The 17,382-nt window shown below is 40.1% G+C and carries 16 protein-coding genes; 6 read left to right on the top strand and 10 right to left on the bottom strand.

Features of this window, described 5'->3' with window-relative positions:
* Positions 1 to 88: 88 nt before the first annotated feature.
* The 6 genes from lepB to rpoE all read right to left on the bottom strand — a co-directional run bounded on the left by lepB (position 89) and on the right by rpoE (position 5,947).
* Positions 89 to 1,054, bottom strand: a complete 966-nt coding sequence (gene lepB, locus PSE83_RS05795; protein ID WP_004264979.1) for a signal peptidase I — start codon at positions 1,052 to 1,054, stop codon at positions 89 to 91.
* Positions 1,055 to 1,071: 17 nt separating this feature from the next.
* Complete coding sequence (gene lepA, locus PSE83_RS05790; RefSeq protein WP_036959062.1) at positions 1,072 to 2,865, bottom strand: translation elongation factor 4; 1,794 nt, start codon at positions 2,863 to 2,865, stop codon at positions 1,072 to 1,074.
* Positions 2,866 to 3,268: 403 nt separating this feature from the next.
* Complete coding sequence (gene rseC / locus PSE83_RS05785; RefSeq protein ID WP_272660715.1) at positions 3,269 to 3,733, bottom strand: SoxR-reducing system protein RseC; 465 nt, start codon at positions 3,731 to 3,733, stop codon at positions 3,269 to 3,271.
* 3 nt (positions 3,734 to 3,736) lie between these two features.
* Positions 3,737 to 4,687 (bottom strand): sigma-E factor regulatory protein RseB, encoded by a 951-nt coding sequence (gene rseB, locus PSE83_RS05780; protein ID WP_004264982.1) that lies wholly within the window; start codon positions 4,685 to 4,687, stop codon positions 3,737 to 3,739.
* Positions 4,687 to 5,310 carry an anti-sigma-E factor RseA gene (rseA, locus tag PSE83_RS05775; RefSeq protein WP_110591977.1) on the bottom strand — a complete coding sequence of 208 codons (624 nt, stop codon included), beginning with the start codon at positions 5,308 to 5,310 and terminating at the stop codon, positions 4,687 to 4,689. Before rseA ends, rseB begins: the two co-directional genes overlap by 1 nt.
* A gap of 58 nt (positions 5,311 to 5,368) precedes the next feature.
* Complete coding sequence (rpoE, locus tag PSE83_RS05770) at positions 5,369 to 5,947, bottom strand: RNA polymerase sigma factor RpoE (RefSeq protein ID WP_004264984.1); 579 nt, start codon at positions 5,945 to 5,947, stop codon at positions 5,369 to 5,371.
* A gap of 394 nt (positions 5,948 to 6,341) precedes the next feature.
* Here rpoE and nadB point away from each other — a divergent pair, with 394 nt between their 5' ends.
* Positions 6,342 to 7,937, top strand: a complete 1,596-nt coding sequence (nadB, locus tag PSE83_RS05765; protein ID WP_164565089.1) for an L-aspartate oxidase — start codon at positions 6,342 to 6,344, stop codon at positions 7,935 to 7,937.
* Positions 7,938 to 7,967: 30 nt separating this feature from the next.
* Here nadB and trmN read toward each other — a convergent pair whose 3' ends face one another.
* Positions 7,968 to 8,702: a tRNA(1)(Val) (adenine(37)-N(6))-methyltransferase TrmN gene (gene trmN / locus PSE83_RS05760; RefSeq protein WP_164565088.1), complete on the bottom strand. Its 735-nt coding sequence runs from the start codon at positions 8,700 to 8,702 to the stop codon at positions 7,968 to 7,970.
* A gap of 158 nt (positions 8,703 to 8,860) precedes the next feature.
* Here trmN and PSE83_RS05755 point away from each other — a divergent pair, with 158 nt between their 5' ends.
* From PSE83_RS05755 to srmB, 4 genes are all read left to right on the top strand, one after another.
* A complete protein-coding gene (locus PSE83_RS05755; RefSeq protein WP_036959022.1) occupies positions 8,861 to 9,592 on the top strand; it encodes an IclR family transcriptional regulator in 732 nt (243 codons plus the stop codon).
* A gap of 2 nt (positions 9,593 to 9,594) precedes the next feature.
* Positions 9,595 to 10,512, top strand: coding sequence for a formimidoylglutamase (gene hutG / locus PSE83_RS05750; protein ID WP_094961685.1), 918 nt, complete (start codon positions 9,595 to 9,597; stop codon positions 10,510 to 10,512).
* A gap of 397 nt (positions 10,513 to 10,909) precedes the next feature.
* The gene (gene gltS, locus PSE83_RS05745) at positions 10,910 to 12,115 is read left to right on the top strand and encodes a sodium/glutamate symporter (protein ID WP_036959023.1); all 1,206 of its coding nucleotides are present in this window, start codon (positions 10,910 to 10,912) and stop codon (positions 12,113 to 12,115) included.
* 193 nt (positions 12,116 to 12,308) lie between these two features.
* Positions 12,309 to 13,646 (top strand): ATP-dependent RNA helicase SrmB, encoded by a 1,338-nt coding sequence (gene srmB, locus PSE83_RS05740; RefSeq protein WP_004264992.1) that lies wholly within the window; start codon positions 12,309 to 12,311, stop codon positions 13,644 to 13,646.
* Positions 13,647 to 13,679: 33 nt separating this feature from the next.
* On the opposite strand, the gene PSE83_RS05735 is transcribed toward srmB, so the two are convergent.
* Positions 13,680 to 15,125 carry an ankyrin repeat domain-containing protein gene (locus tag PSE83_RS05735; protein ID WP_164565086.1) on the bottom strand — a complete coding sequence of 482 codons (1,446 nt, stop codon included), beginning with the start codon at positions 15,123 to 15,125 and terminating at the stop codon, positions 13,680 to 13,682.
* A gap of 158 nt (positions 15,126 to 15,283) precedes the next feature.
* Positions 15,284 to 15,667: an autonomous glycyl radical cofactor GrcA gene (gene grcA, locus PSE83_RS05730; protein WP_036959024.1), complete on the bottom strand. Its 384-nt coding sequence runs from the start codon at positions 15,665 to 15,667 to the stop codon at positions 15,284 to 15,286.
* Between the two features lie 380 nt (positions 15,668 to 16,047).
* Between grcA and ung the strand changes: the two genes are divergently transcribed.
* Positions 16,048 to 16,728: a uracil-DNA glycosylase gene (ung, locus tag PSE83_RS05725; RefSeq protein ID WP_036959025.1), complete on the top strand. Its 681-nt coding sequence runs from the start codon at positions 16,048 to 16,050 to the stop codon at positions 16,726 to 16,728.
* Positions 16,729 to 16,781: 53 nt separating this feature from the next.
* Here the strand turns inward: ung and grpE are convergent, their stop codons facing one another.
* Positions 16,782 to 17,375: a nucleotide exchange factor GrpE gene (grpE, locus tag PSE83_RS05720; protein WP_004264998.1), complete on the bottom strand. Its 594-nt coding sequence runs from the start codon at positions 17,373 to 17,375 to the stop codon at positions 16,782 to 16,784.
* Positions 17,376 to 17,382 lie beyond the last annotated feature (7 nt).

Genomic DNA, 17,382 nt, shown 5'->3' with positions numbered 1-17,382 from the left:
CACTGGGTAAAACAATAATGCTTCGGATAATACGGGTTTTCAAACGAAAACCCGTATTTGTAACATTTAGTTAGACCCACTAACCAAATTATAGTGGACCAATTCGACTAAAGCGAATACCTGTCGGCCATTCATTTTCTTGCTTATCAAGACTTAACCAAATAAATACCGCGCGACCAACTAAATTCTCTTCCGGCACAAAGCCCCACATACGGCTGTCAGAGCTATTATCCCTGTTGTCACCCATCATAAAGTAGTGCTTTTCAGGAACAATCCACTCATTCTTCGGCATACCTGGTTGCAAATATTTTGCTTCGGTAATTGCTTGACGAATAATCAAAATTTGATGCTCAACCGTATCCAATTTTTCACTACGTTCGTATTGACGCAATGCATTTCTTGGTAGAGGTTGGTCTAATGGAATTTCATAATTGCCCTTTTGGTTATCAACAACAGAACCGATATCAAGGAACATTGTCCATTCACTCGGCGCCAGAGGACCATAAACAATAGGTAAGGTCTCTGTACATTTGTTATCTGCACAATTAGGGTAAATTGTGAGTTCCTTTGCATCTGGGTTATAAATAATTTTATCACCCGGCATTCCAATAACTCGTTTTACAAAATCAACATTAGGATCTTTTGGGTATTTAAAAACTGCGATATCACCACGTTTCGGTTTACCTGTTTCGATTAATGTCGTTTGTGTGATTGGATCTTTCAAACCATAAGCAAATTTCTCAACCAACATAAAATCGCCAACTAACAACGTTGGCATCATTGACCCTGAAGGTATTTGAAATGGCTCATAAATAAATGAACGCACAATCAGTACAATCGCTAACACAGGGAAAATAGACGACCCTGTTTCAAGCCATGATGGACGGCGGACAGCATTTGCCACATCCGCCTCACTCACTGCGCCATTTGTTGCATCCTGTAACTGCTTAAGTTTTGCTTTACGCGCAGGTGCAAATTTAAACTTGTCTAAACACCATATAATCCCAGTGATTAATGTTGCCAGTGTTAGGATCAAGGCAAAGGTGTTAGCCATTGAGACTCCTTGTAAACTTAGTCTTTACCAACATGCAATATAGCAAGGAACGCTTCTTGTGGTAGCTCAACGTTACCAACTTGCTTCATGCGTTTCTTACCATCCTTTTGCTTCTGTAACAGTTTTTTCTTACGGCTAACGTCACCGCCATAACACTTGGCAAGTACGTTTTTACGCAGTTGTTTAACTGTAGAACGAGCAATAATGTGGTTACCGATCGCAGCTTGAATCGCAATATCGAACTGCTGACGCGGGATCAACTCTTTCATTTTTTCAACCAGTTCACGGCCGCGATATTGAGAATTCGCACGGTGAGTGATCAAGGCCAAAGCATCTACACGCTCATTGTTGATAAGAACATCAACACGCACCATGTCTGATGCTTGGAAACGTTTAAATGCATAATCTAAAGATGCATACCCACGAGACGTTGATTTTAAGCGGTCGAAGAAATCCAATACCACTTCTGCCATTGGGATTTCATAAGTCAACGATACTTGATTACCATGATAGACCATATTGGTCTGAACGCCACGTTTCTCAATACAAAGTGTAATAACGTTACCTAAATATTCTTTAGGCATCAGCATATGACACTCTGCGATTGGTTCGCGTAATTCTTCAATATTGTTCAATGCCGGTAGCTTTGATGGGCTATCAACATACACGATATCACCATTGGTCTGCTGCACTTCATACACTACAGTTGGCGCAGTGGTAATCAAATCAAGGTCATATTCACGTTCTAAACGTTCTTGAATGATTTCCATGTGCAGTAAGCCAAGGAAACCACAACGGAAACCGAAACCTAGCGCAGTAGAAGTTTCTGGCTCATAAAATAAAGACGCGTCATTTAGACTTAACTTACCTAGTGCATCACGGAATGATTCATAGTCATCAGAACTGACTGGGAATAAACCAGCGTAAACCTGTGGTTTAACCTTTTTAAAACCAGGTAATGCTTTATCTGCTGGATTACGAGCCCCTGTTAGCGTATCCCCAACTGGGGCACCAGTGATGTCTTTAATTGCACAAACTAACCAGCCCACTTCACCGCAACTCAAAACATCACGGTCGATTTGCTTAGGTGTGAAAATACCGAGGCGATCTGCATTATATACTTGCCCGGTGCTCATCACTTTAATTTTATCGCCTTTTCTCAATGTTCCGTTTTTAATACGGATCAATGAAACAACGCCTAAATAGTTATCAAACCACGAGTCAATAATAAGTGCTTGCAAAGGCGCATCCGCATCCCCAATCGGAGGTGGGATCTCTTTAACAAGGCGTTCAATCACATCTTGAACACCAATACCTGTTTTTGCAGAGCAGCGAACTGCATCATGCGCGTCAAGGCCAACAATATCTTCTATTTCATCAGCAACACGCTCAGGATCTGCAGCGGGTAAATCAATTTTATTTAAAACCGGAACCACTTCTAAATCCATTTCGATAGCGGTATAACAGTTTGCCAAGGTTTGAGCTTCAACGCCTTGCCCTGCATCAACCACCAGCAAAGCACCTTCACAGGCTGCTAATGAACGAGATACTTCATAAGAGAAGTCTACGTGACCCGGGGTGTCAATGAAGTTTAATTGGTAAGTTTCACCATCTGACGCTTTATAATCAAGCGTCACGCTCTGTGCTTTAATAGTGATCCCACGCTCACGCTCTAAGTCCATCGAGTCTAAAACTTGTGCCGCCATTTCGCGGTCGGTTAAGCCACCACAAATTTGAATAATGCGATCTGACAAGGTCGACTTACCATGGTCGATATGAGCAATGATGGAAAAGTTTCTTATATTATTGATTTTCAAGGTAATATCTTCTTTTAAATTGCCTTACAAAATCAGTTTTGTGCAAGTATCGCGACAAAACTAAAATGCTATGATTATCACAAGATTGTTAATTAGCAGCATTTTACATATAAGAACCCGCTAACACAAAGATTCAATGTAAAACAACTGTAAACCTGCATCAGGTTAATAGGTTAGTCGTCATAATTCATCATTAATACAAACCACATCAACCACGCTTATAGCCATAATCAATCTATTGTAATTTCTAACTCAAAACAGACAAAATATGTTAATGACTTTATTAGCCATAATACTATTTGTATGTTAATTAATTCTAATCCACAAAAAAGGGAAACATATGTTCCCCTTTCTATTGATAATATCAAATTAACCTTCTAACTCAACATATTGAAATTTAGCAATTAATTTGTACTGAAAGCTCGCTCGGAGGCAACCCTATCTGTAAAACAACAGGTTGAAAAGCTTCATCATCGCGCAAATTTGACGCTAGCCTACGCGCGACATAAAAACCAATAATACCACCAATTACACCTGAAATCGCTATCCAGAACTGCTCAAAATAAAACGCCTGCGCTAAGCCTGCAAAAATAAACAACCCCAAAATGGGTGTTAAGTAAACTAACAGCGCTGAGCGAATTAAACTCCCCTCAGGGATGCCCACTTCAATTTTCTGCCCTTCAACTAGTGGTTGTTCAATTGCGATTTCTAATTCATGTTCCGTATTTGGCCCAATTTTGCTTAAAGCATAAGAACCACAGGTTTTACGAGCACCGCAACTACCACAGCCGGATGAAGAACCATAGCGCAATAAAGCCCTACCGTTTTGCCAACGGACTACTGTTGCCCACTCTTTTACCATAATTTACTCCCGAAACTGAATACTACCTGCTACCACTTGTGCTGTTGCTAATGGTAATTCACCAATGATAGTGATGACATTTTGCTTTTGCGTCATTGTGTAAATAGTTCGACGCCCATTTTGAAGCGGTTGATCGAGTAACGGGCCTTTAGTCGATTTTGTCACATTTACAGAAAAGGTAAATAAACCATCACTAAACATTGCGGTTTCTACCACGTCATCTTCAGCTAATTTTCGCGAAGAACGGGATATTTCTTCAAAACCAGGTGGTAACATGCCAACTTGCCACTTAAAGGAAGGATTTCCATTTTTAGGGGAAATCAATAATGGCGGCATATTCACTTTACTTAACGCAAGTAATGAATCCTTAACTGTTTGGCTATCTAGCACCGTCGAGATCACACGAAATTGTTCTAATGTTTGGCTATTATTATCGAGAAGGTCGATACGTAATGGCAATTTCGTTTCTTCATCGATCAATACTACATAGTTAAACCGAGAATTGTCTTTCGATATTATGCGAATTACTAATGCTGGCCTATCGCCAATGTGGGTCCGCCCTGCATCAATAAAATTATAATAAGGTTTAATCTGTTGATAATTGGCAAAAACTACTGATGGTAAATTATCAACTATATATTTACCATTTAAGCTGAATGCATCAAAACCAGGTTCAAAGTAACTGATGCTATTGCCTTTTTGAACAATTTCACGACGCGATGAATCCATTTGGATCATTTGTGAAACAGGTTCACCATTAATGATGGCATGGCGGTAACGTACAGGTGTTATTGATTGCGGACTGAATGTCATATAAGACATTTCGTAAGAGAGGTTCTGGGCAGCATTTCCCATTTCTTTAAAAAGAACATCGGCATCTAGTTCAGATGCCGAAGCTTGATTAGAAATAATCAGGCTGCCCGTCAGGCAGATGACGGATAACCATTTGTTCATTATTGCAATTTAACTCCTGCTGAAGACGCAGGTTTTACAGACTCTTGATATTGCTGGTTAAGCATCGAGCGTCTTTCAATTTCATACTGTTGCAGCATCGCATTAATACGTTGATTTTGTTGCTCAACTTGTTGAATTTGCTGCTCATTACCAAATAATTGGTTATCTGAGATATTTAAGCTAACTGGCGCCCCGCTACCAACAGGAATAGTATTAAACATTGGCTCATCAACCGGTGAGTCAACGGCATTACTTTGGTTGTATTGTTGAACCCCAACAATAACCGCCAAAGACACACAAGCTGCAACACCAATTTGAGTCAGCTGGCTCGCCCAAGGACGAATTTTACCCCAGAATGGGAAAGCCCCCCAAGTCGCAGGCTCTGGCTGCGATTCGACAACTACCTGAGGATTAATACGCACAGCTTCATTCTCTAATGCTGCCGCAACTTTACTTGCAATATCGAAGTGCATGACTTCATTAGTATCGTTACGCAGAGTATCACGAATAAGATGATAGCTCTCCCAACGTTGTTTTAACGTTGAATCACGTGAAATAGCGTTGACCAGTTCTAAGTCTAGTACTTCGCCATCCATCATTGCGGAAAGTTTCTCTCTTTGCATGCCCAATTACCTTCAGTTAATTGCATCACAATTATATTTAATTGACTGATTTAACAGACTAATACTGTTGAATCAGAGGCTGAACTTTATTATCAATCGCTTCCCTTGCCCTAAAAATACGAGAACGTACGGTGCCAACAGGGCAATCCATTATTTCTGCGATTTCTTCATAGCTCAAACCATCTAACTCGCGGAGAGTAATTGCCATTCTAAGATCTTCTGGCAGCGATTCGATGGTCCGGAAAACAACTTTCTTTAATTCATCAGACAACATTAAGTTCTCTGGGTTCGAAATTTCTTTTAAGGCACCAGCGGTTTCAAAGTTTTCTGCATCACTCGCTTCCAAGTCCGACGCAGGTGGGCGTCTATCTTGGGCAACTAAATAATTTTTAGCTGTATTTACCGCAATCCGATAAAGCCAAGTATAAAATGCGCTGTCACCACGAAACGAACCAATGGCGCGATAAGCTTTTATAAATGACTCCTGCGCAACGTCAGGCACATCTGCTTGCGGTACATAGCGGGATACTAAGCTTGCGACTTTATGCTGATATTTTATCACCAATAAGTTGAAAGCTTGTTGATCGCCTTTTTGTACCTTTTCAACCAAAATCTGGTCGGTCAGTTGCTCGCTCATTCCAGGAAGTATCTCCCGAATTCAGGCCGATAATATGTTAACTTGATCATGTTCTCCCTTCCTAAAGCAAGCACTACTTTGAGTAGTAGAACTCGTTGAAGTTCAATTTAATCTAAAAAAATAGTCAAAAATTTACAAAACCGATAAAAAAATTACTGAGATGATCTTAAAGATCCTTATTAAAACAACTGCCTATAATATTCTTTCAGGCCTATAAGACAGCATACAGATTTTAGGCGCGAATGCGATAGCTATCACACTAAAAGCATTTGAATACGTAAATAGCGCTAGGTCAATATACTGTGCATTAACAACCATCCACTAATAGCAATAGGACACTCGATAGGCTAACATAAAAAACTCAATACATACTATTATATACATGCAAACACTTATGAACGAATCCACACAGCATTACACTGATATTTTAATCATTGGGAGTGGTGTCGCAGGACTTTCAGCTGCCTTACGGCTCGCCCCTTTTCATCAAGTGACCATTCTCAGTAAAAGCAGCCTCAGCGAAGGGGCATCATATTATGCACAAGGTGGTATTGCCGCCGTTTTTGATGACACTGACAGCATCGAATCCCATGTAGAAGATACGCTAATTGCTGGTGCAGGTATCTGCCAGAAAGAAGCTGTTGAGTTTATTGCCTCCAATGCGAAACATTGCGTGCAATGGCTTATCGACCAAGGTGTTTTATTCGATACTGAAATTACCGAAAGCGGTGAAACACAGTATCATTTAACCCGTGAAGGTGGCCATAGTCATCGGCGGATCCTCCATCATGCTGATGCCACAGGAAAAGAAGTTGAAACCACGTTAGTTGACCTCGCTTTTGCCCACCCAAGCATTCATATTAAAGAACGCTATAATGCCGTCGACCTTATCCTTTCTAATGAGGCTGAATCGCCACGAATTTTAGGCGCTTACGTATGGAACCGCCAAAAAGAGCAAGTTGAAACCATTCGAGCGAAAACGATTGTTCTAGCAACGGGCGGCGCGGCTAAAGTTTATCAATATACCACGAATCCAGATATTTCTTCTGGTGATGGTATCGCAATGGCGTGGCGGGCTGGCTGCCGTGTTGCTAACCTTGAATTTAATCAATTCCACCCAACGTGTTTATTTCACCCACAAGCACGCAATTTCTTATTAACTGAAGCATTACGTGGTGAGGGGGCTTACCTCAAGCGTCCTGATGGTAGCCGATTTATGCCAGATCACGACGATCGCGGTGAACTTGCTCCTCGCGATGTTGTTGCACGAGCTATTGACCATGAAATGAAACGCCTTGGTGCTGATTGCATGTATTTAGATATCAGCCATAAGCCTAGCGATTTCGTTAAAAACCATTTCCCGACTATTTATGCAAAATTGATGACGTTAGGGCTCGATCTGACCAAAGAACCTATTCCTATCGTTCCTGCAGCCCATTATACATGTGGTGGCGTTATTGTAGATGAAACGGGTATGACTGATATCACGAATCTCTATGCAATTGGTGAAGTGAGCTACACCGGCTTACATGGTGCAAACCGTATGGCATCCAATTCACTATTAGAATGCTTGGTATACGGCTGGGCGGCGGCTGAAAATATTAATAAAACGATCAAACAGATCGACGAAATTCCCTATTTATCTGAATGGGATGAAAGCCGAGTGCATAACTCAGATGAACAGGTTGTTATTCAACATAACTGGCATGAATTACGCCTATTTATGTGGGATTACATGGGAATTGTGAGAACCACAAAACGGCTTGAGCGCGCACTGCGTCGCATCCATCTATTGCAGCAAGAAATTCACGACTACTATGCAAATTTCCGCATTTCAAATAACTTACTTGAATTACGTAACCTAGTTCAAGTCGCTGAATTAATGGTTAGTTGTGCATTAGAACGCAAAGAAAGCCGTGGGTTACATTACACCTTGGATTACCCAGAACCACTTCCTAATTCAGGCCCCACTATTTTAAAACCTGAATAACGTGAGCTAGGGCCGGCCTTTGAGCCGGCTTTAATATTTCACATAAAATGGCTGAATTAGTTTACGAAATTCATCGGTATACTCACCCTTTTCATCTTTGAGTGCCAGCGATGTCACTTGTGTTTGTATCTCTTGCAGTTGAATGCCCAATAGCATGCGATGGTAGACCGTTGTAGGTTTATCACTAACATTGACGCGAAAAGCGGTAAACCAACCTGAATTCTCAGCCATCTTCTGTATTTTTTCACCAACTTCATAGGGCAGCACTAAACAAAATAGTCCATGAGATGTAAGACAGGATTTTGCACTTTCGAGTAATACATCATGAGTTAATGTCGCGGTATATCTCGCTTGGTCTCGTTTTTCATCCCGACACGCAACCGCAGGTTCAAAGTAAGGTGGGTTACTAACAATCAAATCATATTGAACCGATGACAACTGGCTGTAACTCACAATGTCTTGATTGATGACATGTAAACGATCCGCCCATGGGGATTCAATAAAATTTTCTTGTGCTTGTACTGCCGCGTCACTATCTAACTCGACGGCATCAACACATAACATTGCATTTCTTTGTGCTAGCATCAATGCTATTAGCCCACTACCGCTACCAATATCCAATACAGACTGAACACCGTCTACAGGAGCCCAAGCCCCCAATAGCACACCATCCGTCCCCACTTTCATCGCACATCGGTCATGAGCCACAAAAAACTGTTTAAACGTAAAACCGCCTTTACGGTAATTCTTTTTTTGCTTACACATGCAAACACTCTAATTGGCTAATACTTGTTCGAACATTCTCATACTAAGCAAATAAAAGTCATAATTTAACCTATTTGCTACAATATAATTCTCATAATATGAGAATTATATTTGAGACGAAAAAAATTTACTGATAAGTTCGAAAAAAAGGAGATGCCATGAACAGTATAAATAGAACCTTAGACATCTTGTCTTACATCACAACTTGCGCATCTCCAGTGACGCCACAGTCTATCTCATCAGCGTTAGAGATCCCATTATCAACCGTCTATCGTTTACTAACAATTCTCATAGATTGGGAATTTGTATCTCACGCAAAACAATATGGAACATACTGTGTTGGCTCGCAGAGTATCAAAAATCAAGAAAAATACTATCACCACAGTTTATTGATGAGCGCGTCTAAACAAGAACTGCAAACTTTAGCGAAAAAAACCCAAGAAACCGTGGCGATTATCACCTCAAATTTACGAGAGACCATTTGTGTCGACATGATTGAGAGTGAACAAGCGCTGCGCTGCTCTTTTATTATTGGCCGGGGCAATACTTTAGTTAAAGGAGCAAGTGCGAAAACATTGTTAGCTTTTCGTCATGAACTCTATCAAAACCAAGTACTTGAAGCTCATACAAAGCAGTTAACCACTGAACAACAAAAAATAAAGCTACAACAAGATTTACAACAGATACGCAAACAAGGTTACGGCATGTCTGTGAGTGAAATCGATGAAGGCGTACTGGGTGTTTCTGCACCGATTTTCAAAGGTAATGATGTGTTAGCTGTCGTTTCAGTTATGGCACCTGAATTTCGCTCTACACATCGCGTGGATGAATTTATCACGCACACCCGCCAAACAGCGCATAACATCACTAAATTAATTAACTTGGAGTAACTATGACACAACCTTTCCAATGGCAAGGGCGCACAGATGGTGAAACACAAGAACATTTGCGCATCCACCAAGTCATTAATAAACACACACCTGCCAAGTTTGCATTAATTGGTTTTGCTTCTGATGAGGGCGTTCGACGCAATAAAGGCCGCCAAGGTGCAAAAGCAGGCCCTGATGCAATTCGTCATCAACTGGCAGGTTTGCCTATTCATCAACCAATTGCAATCAAAGATGTCGGTACAATTCGCTGTGATGATGGCAATTTAGAAGCAGCACAACGCCGTTTATCCGACCAACTTATCGCTCTCCTCGCTGATAACCAAAAACCGATTGTCCTTGGCGGCGGTCATGAAGTTGCATTTGCGAGCTTCCAGGGCCTGTTTGACTACGTTGAACAACATCAAGCGGGTAAAACGATTGGTATTATTAACTTTGATGCACATTTTGATTTGCGTGAAGCCCCTGTCGCCACTTCTGGCACTCCATTTTTACAATCAGCCATGTTGTGCCAGCAACACCAACGCTCTTTCAAATATTTATGTTTAGGCATCGCAGATCATGGCAATACAAAAGTATTATTCGATACCGCAGATACGCTAGGTTGCCAATATATCCGCGATAAAGAACTCGCTTATTCCAAGCTACCTCAAGCGATTGAAAAAATTAAAAAATTTATTGACGAAGTAGACTATTTATATGTCACCGTTGATTTAGATGTCTTTTCTGCCGCTATTGCACCGGGCGTTAGTGCACCAGCACCAAAAGGCATTTCTACTGAAATTTTTGATGAATTGTTTGCCATTATCAAGAGCAGCCAAAAAATTGCGGTTTTTGATATCGCAGAATGCAATCCTGAATTTGATATTGACAACCATACCGCCAAACTCGCGGCTTATTTGATATACCAATATTTATTCTAATAAAACAACACAACAACTCGACTGATAAATACACTGTTTCTCACGCTGTTATGATAATTAATTTTCAAACACCACAATAAAAATAGCTTTGAAGTTGATTATCAAACTAGCCGTAGCGCAATAACTTAATGGTTTTTAACTATTGAATTTCGCGTTACAGCTAGGCAGCAAGTGACGTTATCCCTAGGAGCATACAAAAGTATGTGACTAGGGTAACGGAGCGCGGCCAACAACGCTGTAGCGCAATAACTTAATGGTTTTTAACTATTGAATTTCGCGTTACAGCTAGGCGGCAAGTGACGTTATCCCTAGGAGCATACAAAAGTATGTGACTAGGGTAACGGAGCGCGGCCAACAACGCTGTAGCGTGAAAGACAACAGTTAAAAAGGGAAAAATATGATTCTACACCTCGACACACTCTCCACCCTCTTCCTAACGGTGATCTGCCTACTCATGGGGATCCACTTAAAGAAACGTATCGAATGGCTACAGCGCTTTTGTATCCCTTCTCCCGTCATTGGCGGCTTTCTGGTTAGTTTGATTATTTGGGGGCTCAAATCATTTAATCTGGCCGAAATCAATTTTGATACCAGTTTACAAACCTTCTTAATGGTCGCTTTCTTTACCACTATTGGTATTGACGGCAGCTTCCGTATTTTAAAAAGTGGTGGTCGGTTACTCTTTATCTACCTGTTTATCTGCTGGTTTGTGGTTATTTTCCAAGACACCTTTGGTGCAGGCCTTGCTCATTTACTCGGTGTTGATCCCGTTATTGGTATCATGGCTGGTGGCGTTTCTCTTACTGGGGGACATGGTGGTGCAGCAGCCTTTGGTGGCATGGCTGAGGGCCTTGGCGTGCAATCCGCAACGGTTGCCGCAATTGCCGCAGCAACATTCGGCCTAATTACAGGAAGTTTACTTGGTGGTCCGATTGCAACGTTCTTAATTAAGAAATTTAACGTGCAGATTAAAGCTGATGAAAATGTTGAGCGAGTTCAAGTTCCTGAAACCATTGCTGGAAAAATTGAATCCATCGATGCTCACGCCTTTTTAAAAATGCTAGCACTTGTTCTTGGAATTATGGTTATTGGCCAATTCGCTTCAGCGCAATTTACCAAAGCAACCGGGTTTTCTTTGCCGAGCTATGTTGGAGCAATGATCATTGCGATTGTTATTCGCAATATTAATGACCAAGTAGAATTATTCCGTATTAACCAAAAGTCGGTTGACCTTATCTCTGAAGTTTCGCTTGGCCTATTTTTGACTATGGCGATGATGTCATTGAAAATATGGGAGCTAAAAGCTGTTGCTTTGCCATTATTCACCATTCTATTGGCGCAAGTGATTATTTTAATTCTATTAGTTGTCTTTGTCATTTTCCGCTTATTAGGCAAAAACTACGATGCCGCAGTAATGTGTGCAGGCCTAATGGGGCACGGCTTAGGTGCGACGCCAAATGCAATGGCGAATATGTCCTCTGTTTGTGAACGTTACAAACAAGTGTCAATGAAAGCTTTCATGATTGTGCCACTCAGTGGTGCCGTGCTCATTGACTTAGTTGGTATTCCTTATCATACATGGTTAATTAATATACTTAGCTAAGTTAGATAAGCATATAAAGGAGGAAAAGCTCTTTCCTCCTTCAATTATTTATCTTCTCTATATTTCACTCACATACATTGATATATCGCTCCCTGTCCACAGTGAAAACAGTTACACTTGAGCAAAGCTGATTTTTTCAGGTGAACAATTTTGCTAACCTGTTTATAATCAGCGCCCCAAATAGAGGTATATCATGACTGCATCCACTTTTACTGAACTTGAACTTGATGAAAGCCTAATTGATGCGCTTTCAGATAAAGGCTATCAACGTCCAACCGCGATTCAAGCGGCAGCTATTCCTGCTGCAATGGATGGCCGCGATGTATTAGGTTCAGCTCCGACAGGTACAGGTAAAACCGCCGCGTTCTTACTACCTGCGATCCAACATTTACTTGATTTCCCTAGAAAGAAATCAGGGCCGCCTCGCGTTCTAGTTGTCACGCCAACTCGTGAATTAGCCATGCAGGTTGCTGACCAAGCAAAAGAATTATGTGCCCATAATCACCTCGATATTGCAACAATCACGGGTGGTGTTGCTTATATGAATCACGCTGAAGTTTTCAGTGAAAATCAAGACATTGTCGTCGCAACAACAGGCCGTCTACTCCAATATATTAAAGAAGAAAACTTTGACTGCCGTGCAGTTGAGATTTTGATCCTCGACGAAGCTGACCGCATGCTCGACATGGGTTTTGCCAATGACATAGAAACAATTGCAGGCGAAACGCGCTGGCGCAAGCAGACCATGCTGTTTTCTGCAACTCTTGAAGGCGAAGCTATTCGTGACTTTGCTGAGCGCTTATTAGAAGATCCAATTGAAATTGACGCCGACCCTTCACGCCGTGAACGTAAAAAAATTCAGCAATTTCATTACCGTGCTGACACTCTAGAGCATAAAACGGCATTACTGTGCCATTTGTTAAAACAAGATGAAGTCACCAAAGCTATCGTCTTTGTGCGTAAGCGTGAGCGTTTGCGCGAATTAGTCCAATGGTTACGTGAAGCGGGTATCGAACCTTGTTATCTTGAAGGTGAAATGCCGCAGGCTAAGCGTAATGAAGCGGTACGTCGCCTAGTTGATGGCCAAGTTAAAGTACTCGTTGCAACAGATGTTGCTTCCCGTGGCTTAGATATCGAAAACGTTAGCCATGTTTTTAACTTTGACTTACCTAGAACTGCAGATGTGTATTTGCACCGTATTGGCCGTACCGGCCGAGCTGGACGTAAAGGAACCGCAATTTCCTTAGTCGAAGCGCATGACTTCCCATTATTGGGTAAAATTACTCGTTATATTGAAGAACCTATCAAAATTCGTGTGGTTGATTCTTTACGTCCAACAACTAAAGCCCCTTCAGAAGCGATGCTAAATAAGCCAAAACCGTCGAAGAAAGTGCTTGCTAAGCGTAAAGAAAAGAAAAAAGAAGAACAAGCTAAGAAAAAAGAAAAAGTACGCCATCGCGACAAGAAAAATATTGGTAAACGTCGTACTCCTGCTAGCCCTTCTATACCAACAGCTAGCGATAAAAGCTAGTCACTAAAAACGGGTTTAGGCCCGTTTTTTTATTTAGCCCATCATTTGAAAAACTTTATCTCGCATTTGTTTGCCTTCATGAGTCAACAAATCATACTTAATAATATGGCTACCAAGTATATCCTTACAATCTAGGCCTTTATTATTTCTAATTCGCCAATCGGCTCCATTTTCCAATAGTAATGTAGCAACATCAAGTGCATGGCTATTTAACGCATCATGTAAAGGTGTGTTCCCCAAGCTATCCTTAATATTCACTGTTAATCCATTTTTTAATAAAAGTTGCGATTGTATAAGACGGCCATTTTGCGCTGCTAAATGCAAAATACTTTTTTGACCTCTGGATTGAAACATTTTAATTGTTTGACCATATTGAGATTCCATTAGGGCTGCCATAAATTGCCCATTAACTGTTCTGACTGATTGCTGTGCCAATAAACTAATGTCACAAGGTTTATGGTCTAATGATAAAAGTGCTGAAAACTCCGTTATATTTCCTTTTTTGATGGCACTTTCACAACATTCTTGCCAACTCATTTCCTGTTTTTCTTCTTTAGTTGGAAATAATTCTAGTGGTATTTCTTGTACCTTATTATATTCACCTGTGATTGCATTCCAATTATTCCATGGCTTATGTTTGCACATAACCCTAATAATTTTAATCATTGAATGAGCAATAAAACTTCTTGTTAATAAACGGGTGGGTAACCAATTTTTCCAAGAGCTATGTTCGCTATAAGCCATTTTAATACAATTTCCCAACGCAGAAGGGATCGGTAAAGAGTTTTGTAATCTATCTAGCCAGTCATATTGCACCGTGTAATAGCGTATCAACCCTTCTTGTGCAATTTTTGCAGCAACGTGATAATCAATCCCAATATTATTAATAGTATTTTTTGCCAGCCCTGCAGGACTGAATGCAATACAGGGCGATTGACTCGCTAACGCCGCTATTGATGCCAATCCTCCACCTAATGAGTGCCCTGTACAAATTGTGTTTCCATTAACTGCATTGAATAAAACATTCATCAAACCAACAGCTTGAAAATATTGAGACTCATAAAAACCAAGGCCTTGACGAATATTACTGTAAAAATCGATAATATCGTTAGTACCAGCAAAACAAAGAATATATAAATCATTAAATCGACAAATATTAGCTTGAAAACCTGTTTGCTCGTCGTTTAATAGTTCCGCATTAATTCCGAGATCAAAAATCTCTTTATTACTTAATCTTTCAACACCCTGAATATTCCGCCAATTTTTATGATAAGCACCTTGTGCTAATAGAGCCAAAATATAGTCATTTTGTTGTGCATGACCTCCTAAGAAGTCTTCTCTTAATATCTCTTTAGGCCATAAATCTGTTATACAAGATTTAACTTCTTGATGTTGATGCTGCAAATAAATATTTAAGTTTTCTCTAACAAAAATATATTCATCTTTTTTTGATAATGTTTGTAGTGTTGATAGTGACATGAATTCTCCCTAACAAGTGTATTTGTTGGAAGAATATTGAAATACAAATAACCAAGGTGGGAAATAATCAACTTTATTAGGAACAAATAAAAAGCCATTGGTAACAATGGCTTTAGAATTTATTATGCATTACTAGATGTAATTACATTTAATATTTATTACAAGCTTTCAGTGAAAGTACGAGTAATAACATCACGTTGTTGTTCAGGCGTTAATGAATTAAAACGCACTGCATAACCAGAAACACGGATTGTTAATTGTGGATATTTTTCTGGGTTTTTAACTGCATCTTCTAATGTTTCACGACTTAATACGTTAACATTTAAGTGCTGACCACCTTCAACACGTACAGTTGGTTTCATTTCTAAAGGAACTTCACGATACTCAAAAGCACCTAATTCGTCTTTAGCAACGATTTGCCCTTCGTTATAATCGGCTTTTGCACAAACACAACGAGCTTCATTTTTTTCGTCATCCAGTAACCAAAACGAATTCATCAATGCTGCATTATCAGTTTTAGTAATTTGAATACCTGTAATCATGTCGACCTCCACGTTCGAGCTAGATTGCATTCGATTTGCTTAATAAATCGAAGCTACATTAACCATCAATCTTATGAAAACTTGTAATTGGATATTTGGTCTAACCAATGTATATAGGTATTTTATACCAGTTAGATCCCCTATTTTCTTTGATATTTATCAATTATTCCGCTTAGTAACTAATTCAACCAACCCAACATTATGATTTAAATCAAAATTCACAATTCATTTTTTTAACTATTTTTATATATTTTCAATTTTTTTTAAAGATTAATACTCAATATCAGGGCTTTATCTCTCCCTCATGAACCAGTAAGCTTATAGCTATCAACTGGTTCATATAATTGTTCCTTCTTAAATTCATTGTTATGGAATATTTCATGTCAAACTCCATTACGTGGCACGATGTTATTGGCCCTGAAAAATCAAAATCTTATTTCAAAGAAACGTTGGCTTATGTAGCAGAACAACGCAAAAATGGTAAAATTATCTATCCTGCTCAAGACGACGTTTTTAATGCATTTAGGTATACCGAGCTTTCTGATATTAAAGTTGTTATCCTTGGGCAAGACCCTTACCATGGGCCAGGGCAAGCTCACGGCCTCTCTTTTTCCGTACTCCCAGGAATTAAGCCACCACCATCATTAGTCAATATGTATAAAGAGCTAGAAAAAGATATTAGTGACTTTCAAAGGCCTAATCATGGGTACTTGCTCAGTTGGGCTCAACAAGGTGTTTTACTCCTTAACACCGTCCTCACCGTCGAGCAAGGCAATGCCCATTCCCATGCGCATTTAGGTTGGGAAACATTTACAGATAAAGTTATTGAAGCAATTAATGAAAATACCGAGGGCGTGATCTTTTTACTCTGGGGCTCTCATGCCCAGAAAAAAGGTAAAATTATTGATACTAAACGCCATCATGTTCTGAAAGCCCCACATCCCTCCCCACTTTCTGCTCATCGCGGGTTTTTAGGTTGTAGGCATTTTTCACAAACAAATGAAATTTTAGCTCAGCAAGGCAAAAAACCTATAGATTGGACACCTGTAATTAGCGAATAATTTCAAATTGCGGACAATAAAAAATGGGATACTCACGTATCCCATTTCATCGATTATTTAGACACAATAACCATTGCAGGTCTGAGTAAACGGTTATTTAACGTGTACCCTTTTTGCATCACATCAATCACATGATTAGCTTGGTGATCAGGTGACTCAATCATCGTCATCGCTTGGTGAACTTCAGGGTTGAATGGCACATTCACTTCACTGACAGGCTCAATACCGAACTTAGCCACTGCATCTAAAAAGGTTTTTAACGTTAAATTTAAACCTTCTAACATCGCTTTAGACTCTTCACTTTCGTGATCAGCAGCTTCTATTGCACGTTCCAAGTTATCAATCACTGGCAATAATTCATTTGAGAATTTTTCCAGTGCAAATTTATGTGCCTTTTCGATATCTTGCTCAGTCCTACGACGAATATTTTCAATTTCTGCGTGTGCACGTAACATCGCTTCACGTTCAGTTTTTTGTGAAGCTTCTAACTGTTGCTCAAGCTCAGCAATACGCGCGGCTAACGCTTGTTCGTCTGCTTGTAACTCATCAGCTTGTTGAACGCTGGCTTCTTGCTCAGCTTGAACTTTTTGTGATTCATTTTGTTCAAAAGCTTGCTCATCATGCATGTTTTGGTCTTTACTACTCATGAATATC

The sequence above is a fragment of the Providencia sp. PROV150 genome (assembly GCF_028481025.1).
Classification (GTDB): Bacteria; Pseudomonadota; Gammaproteobacteria; order Enterobacterales; family Enterobacteriaceae; genus Providencia; species Providencia hangzhouensis.
The sequence above is the reverse complement of the archived record's forward strand: the minus strand, read 5'-3'. Positions and strand labels throughout refer to the sequence as shown.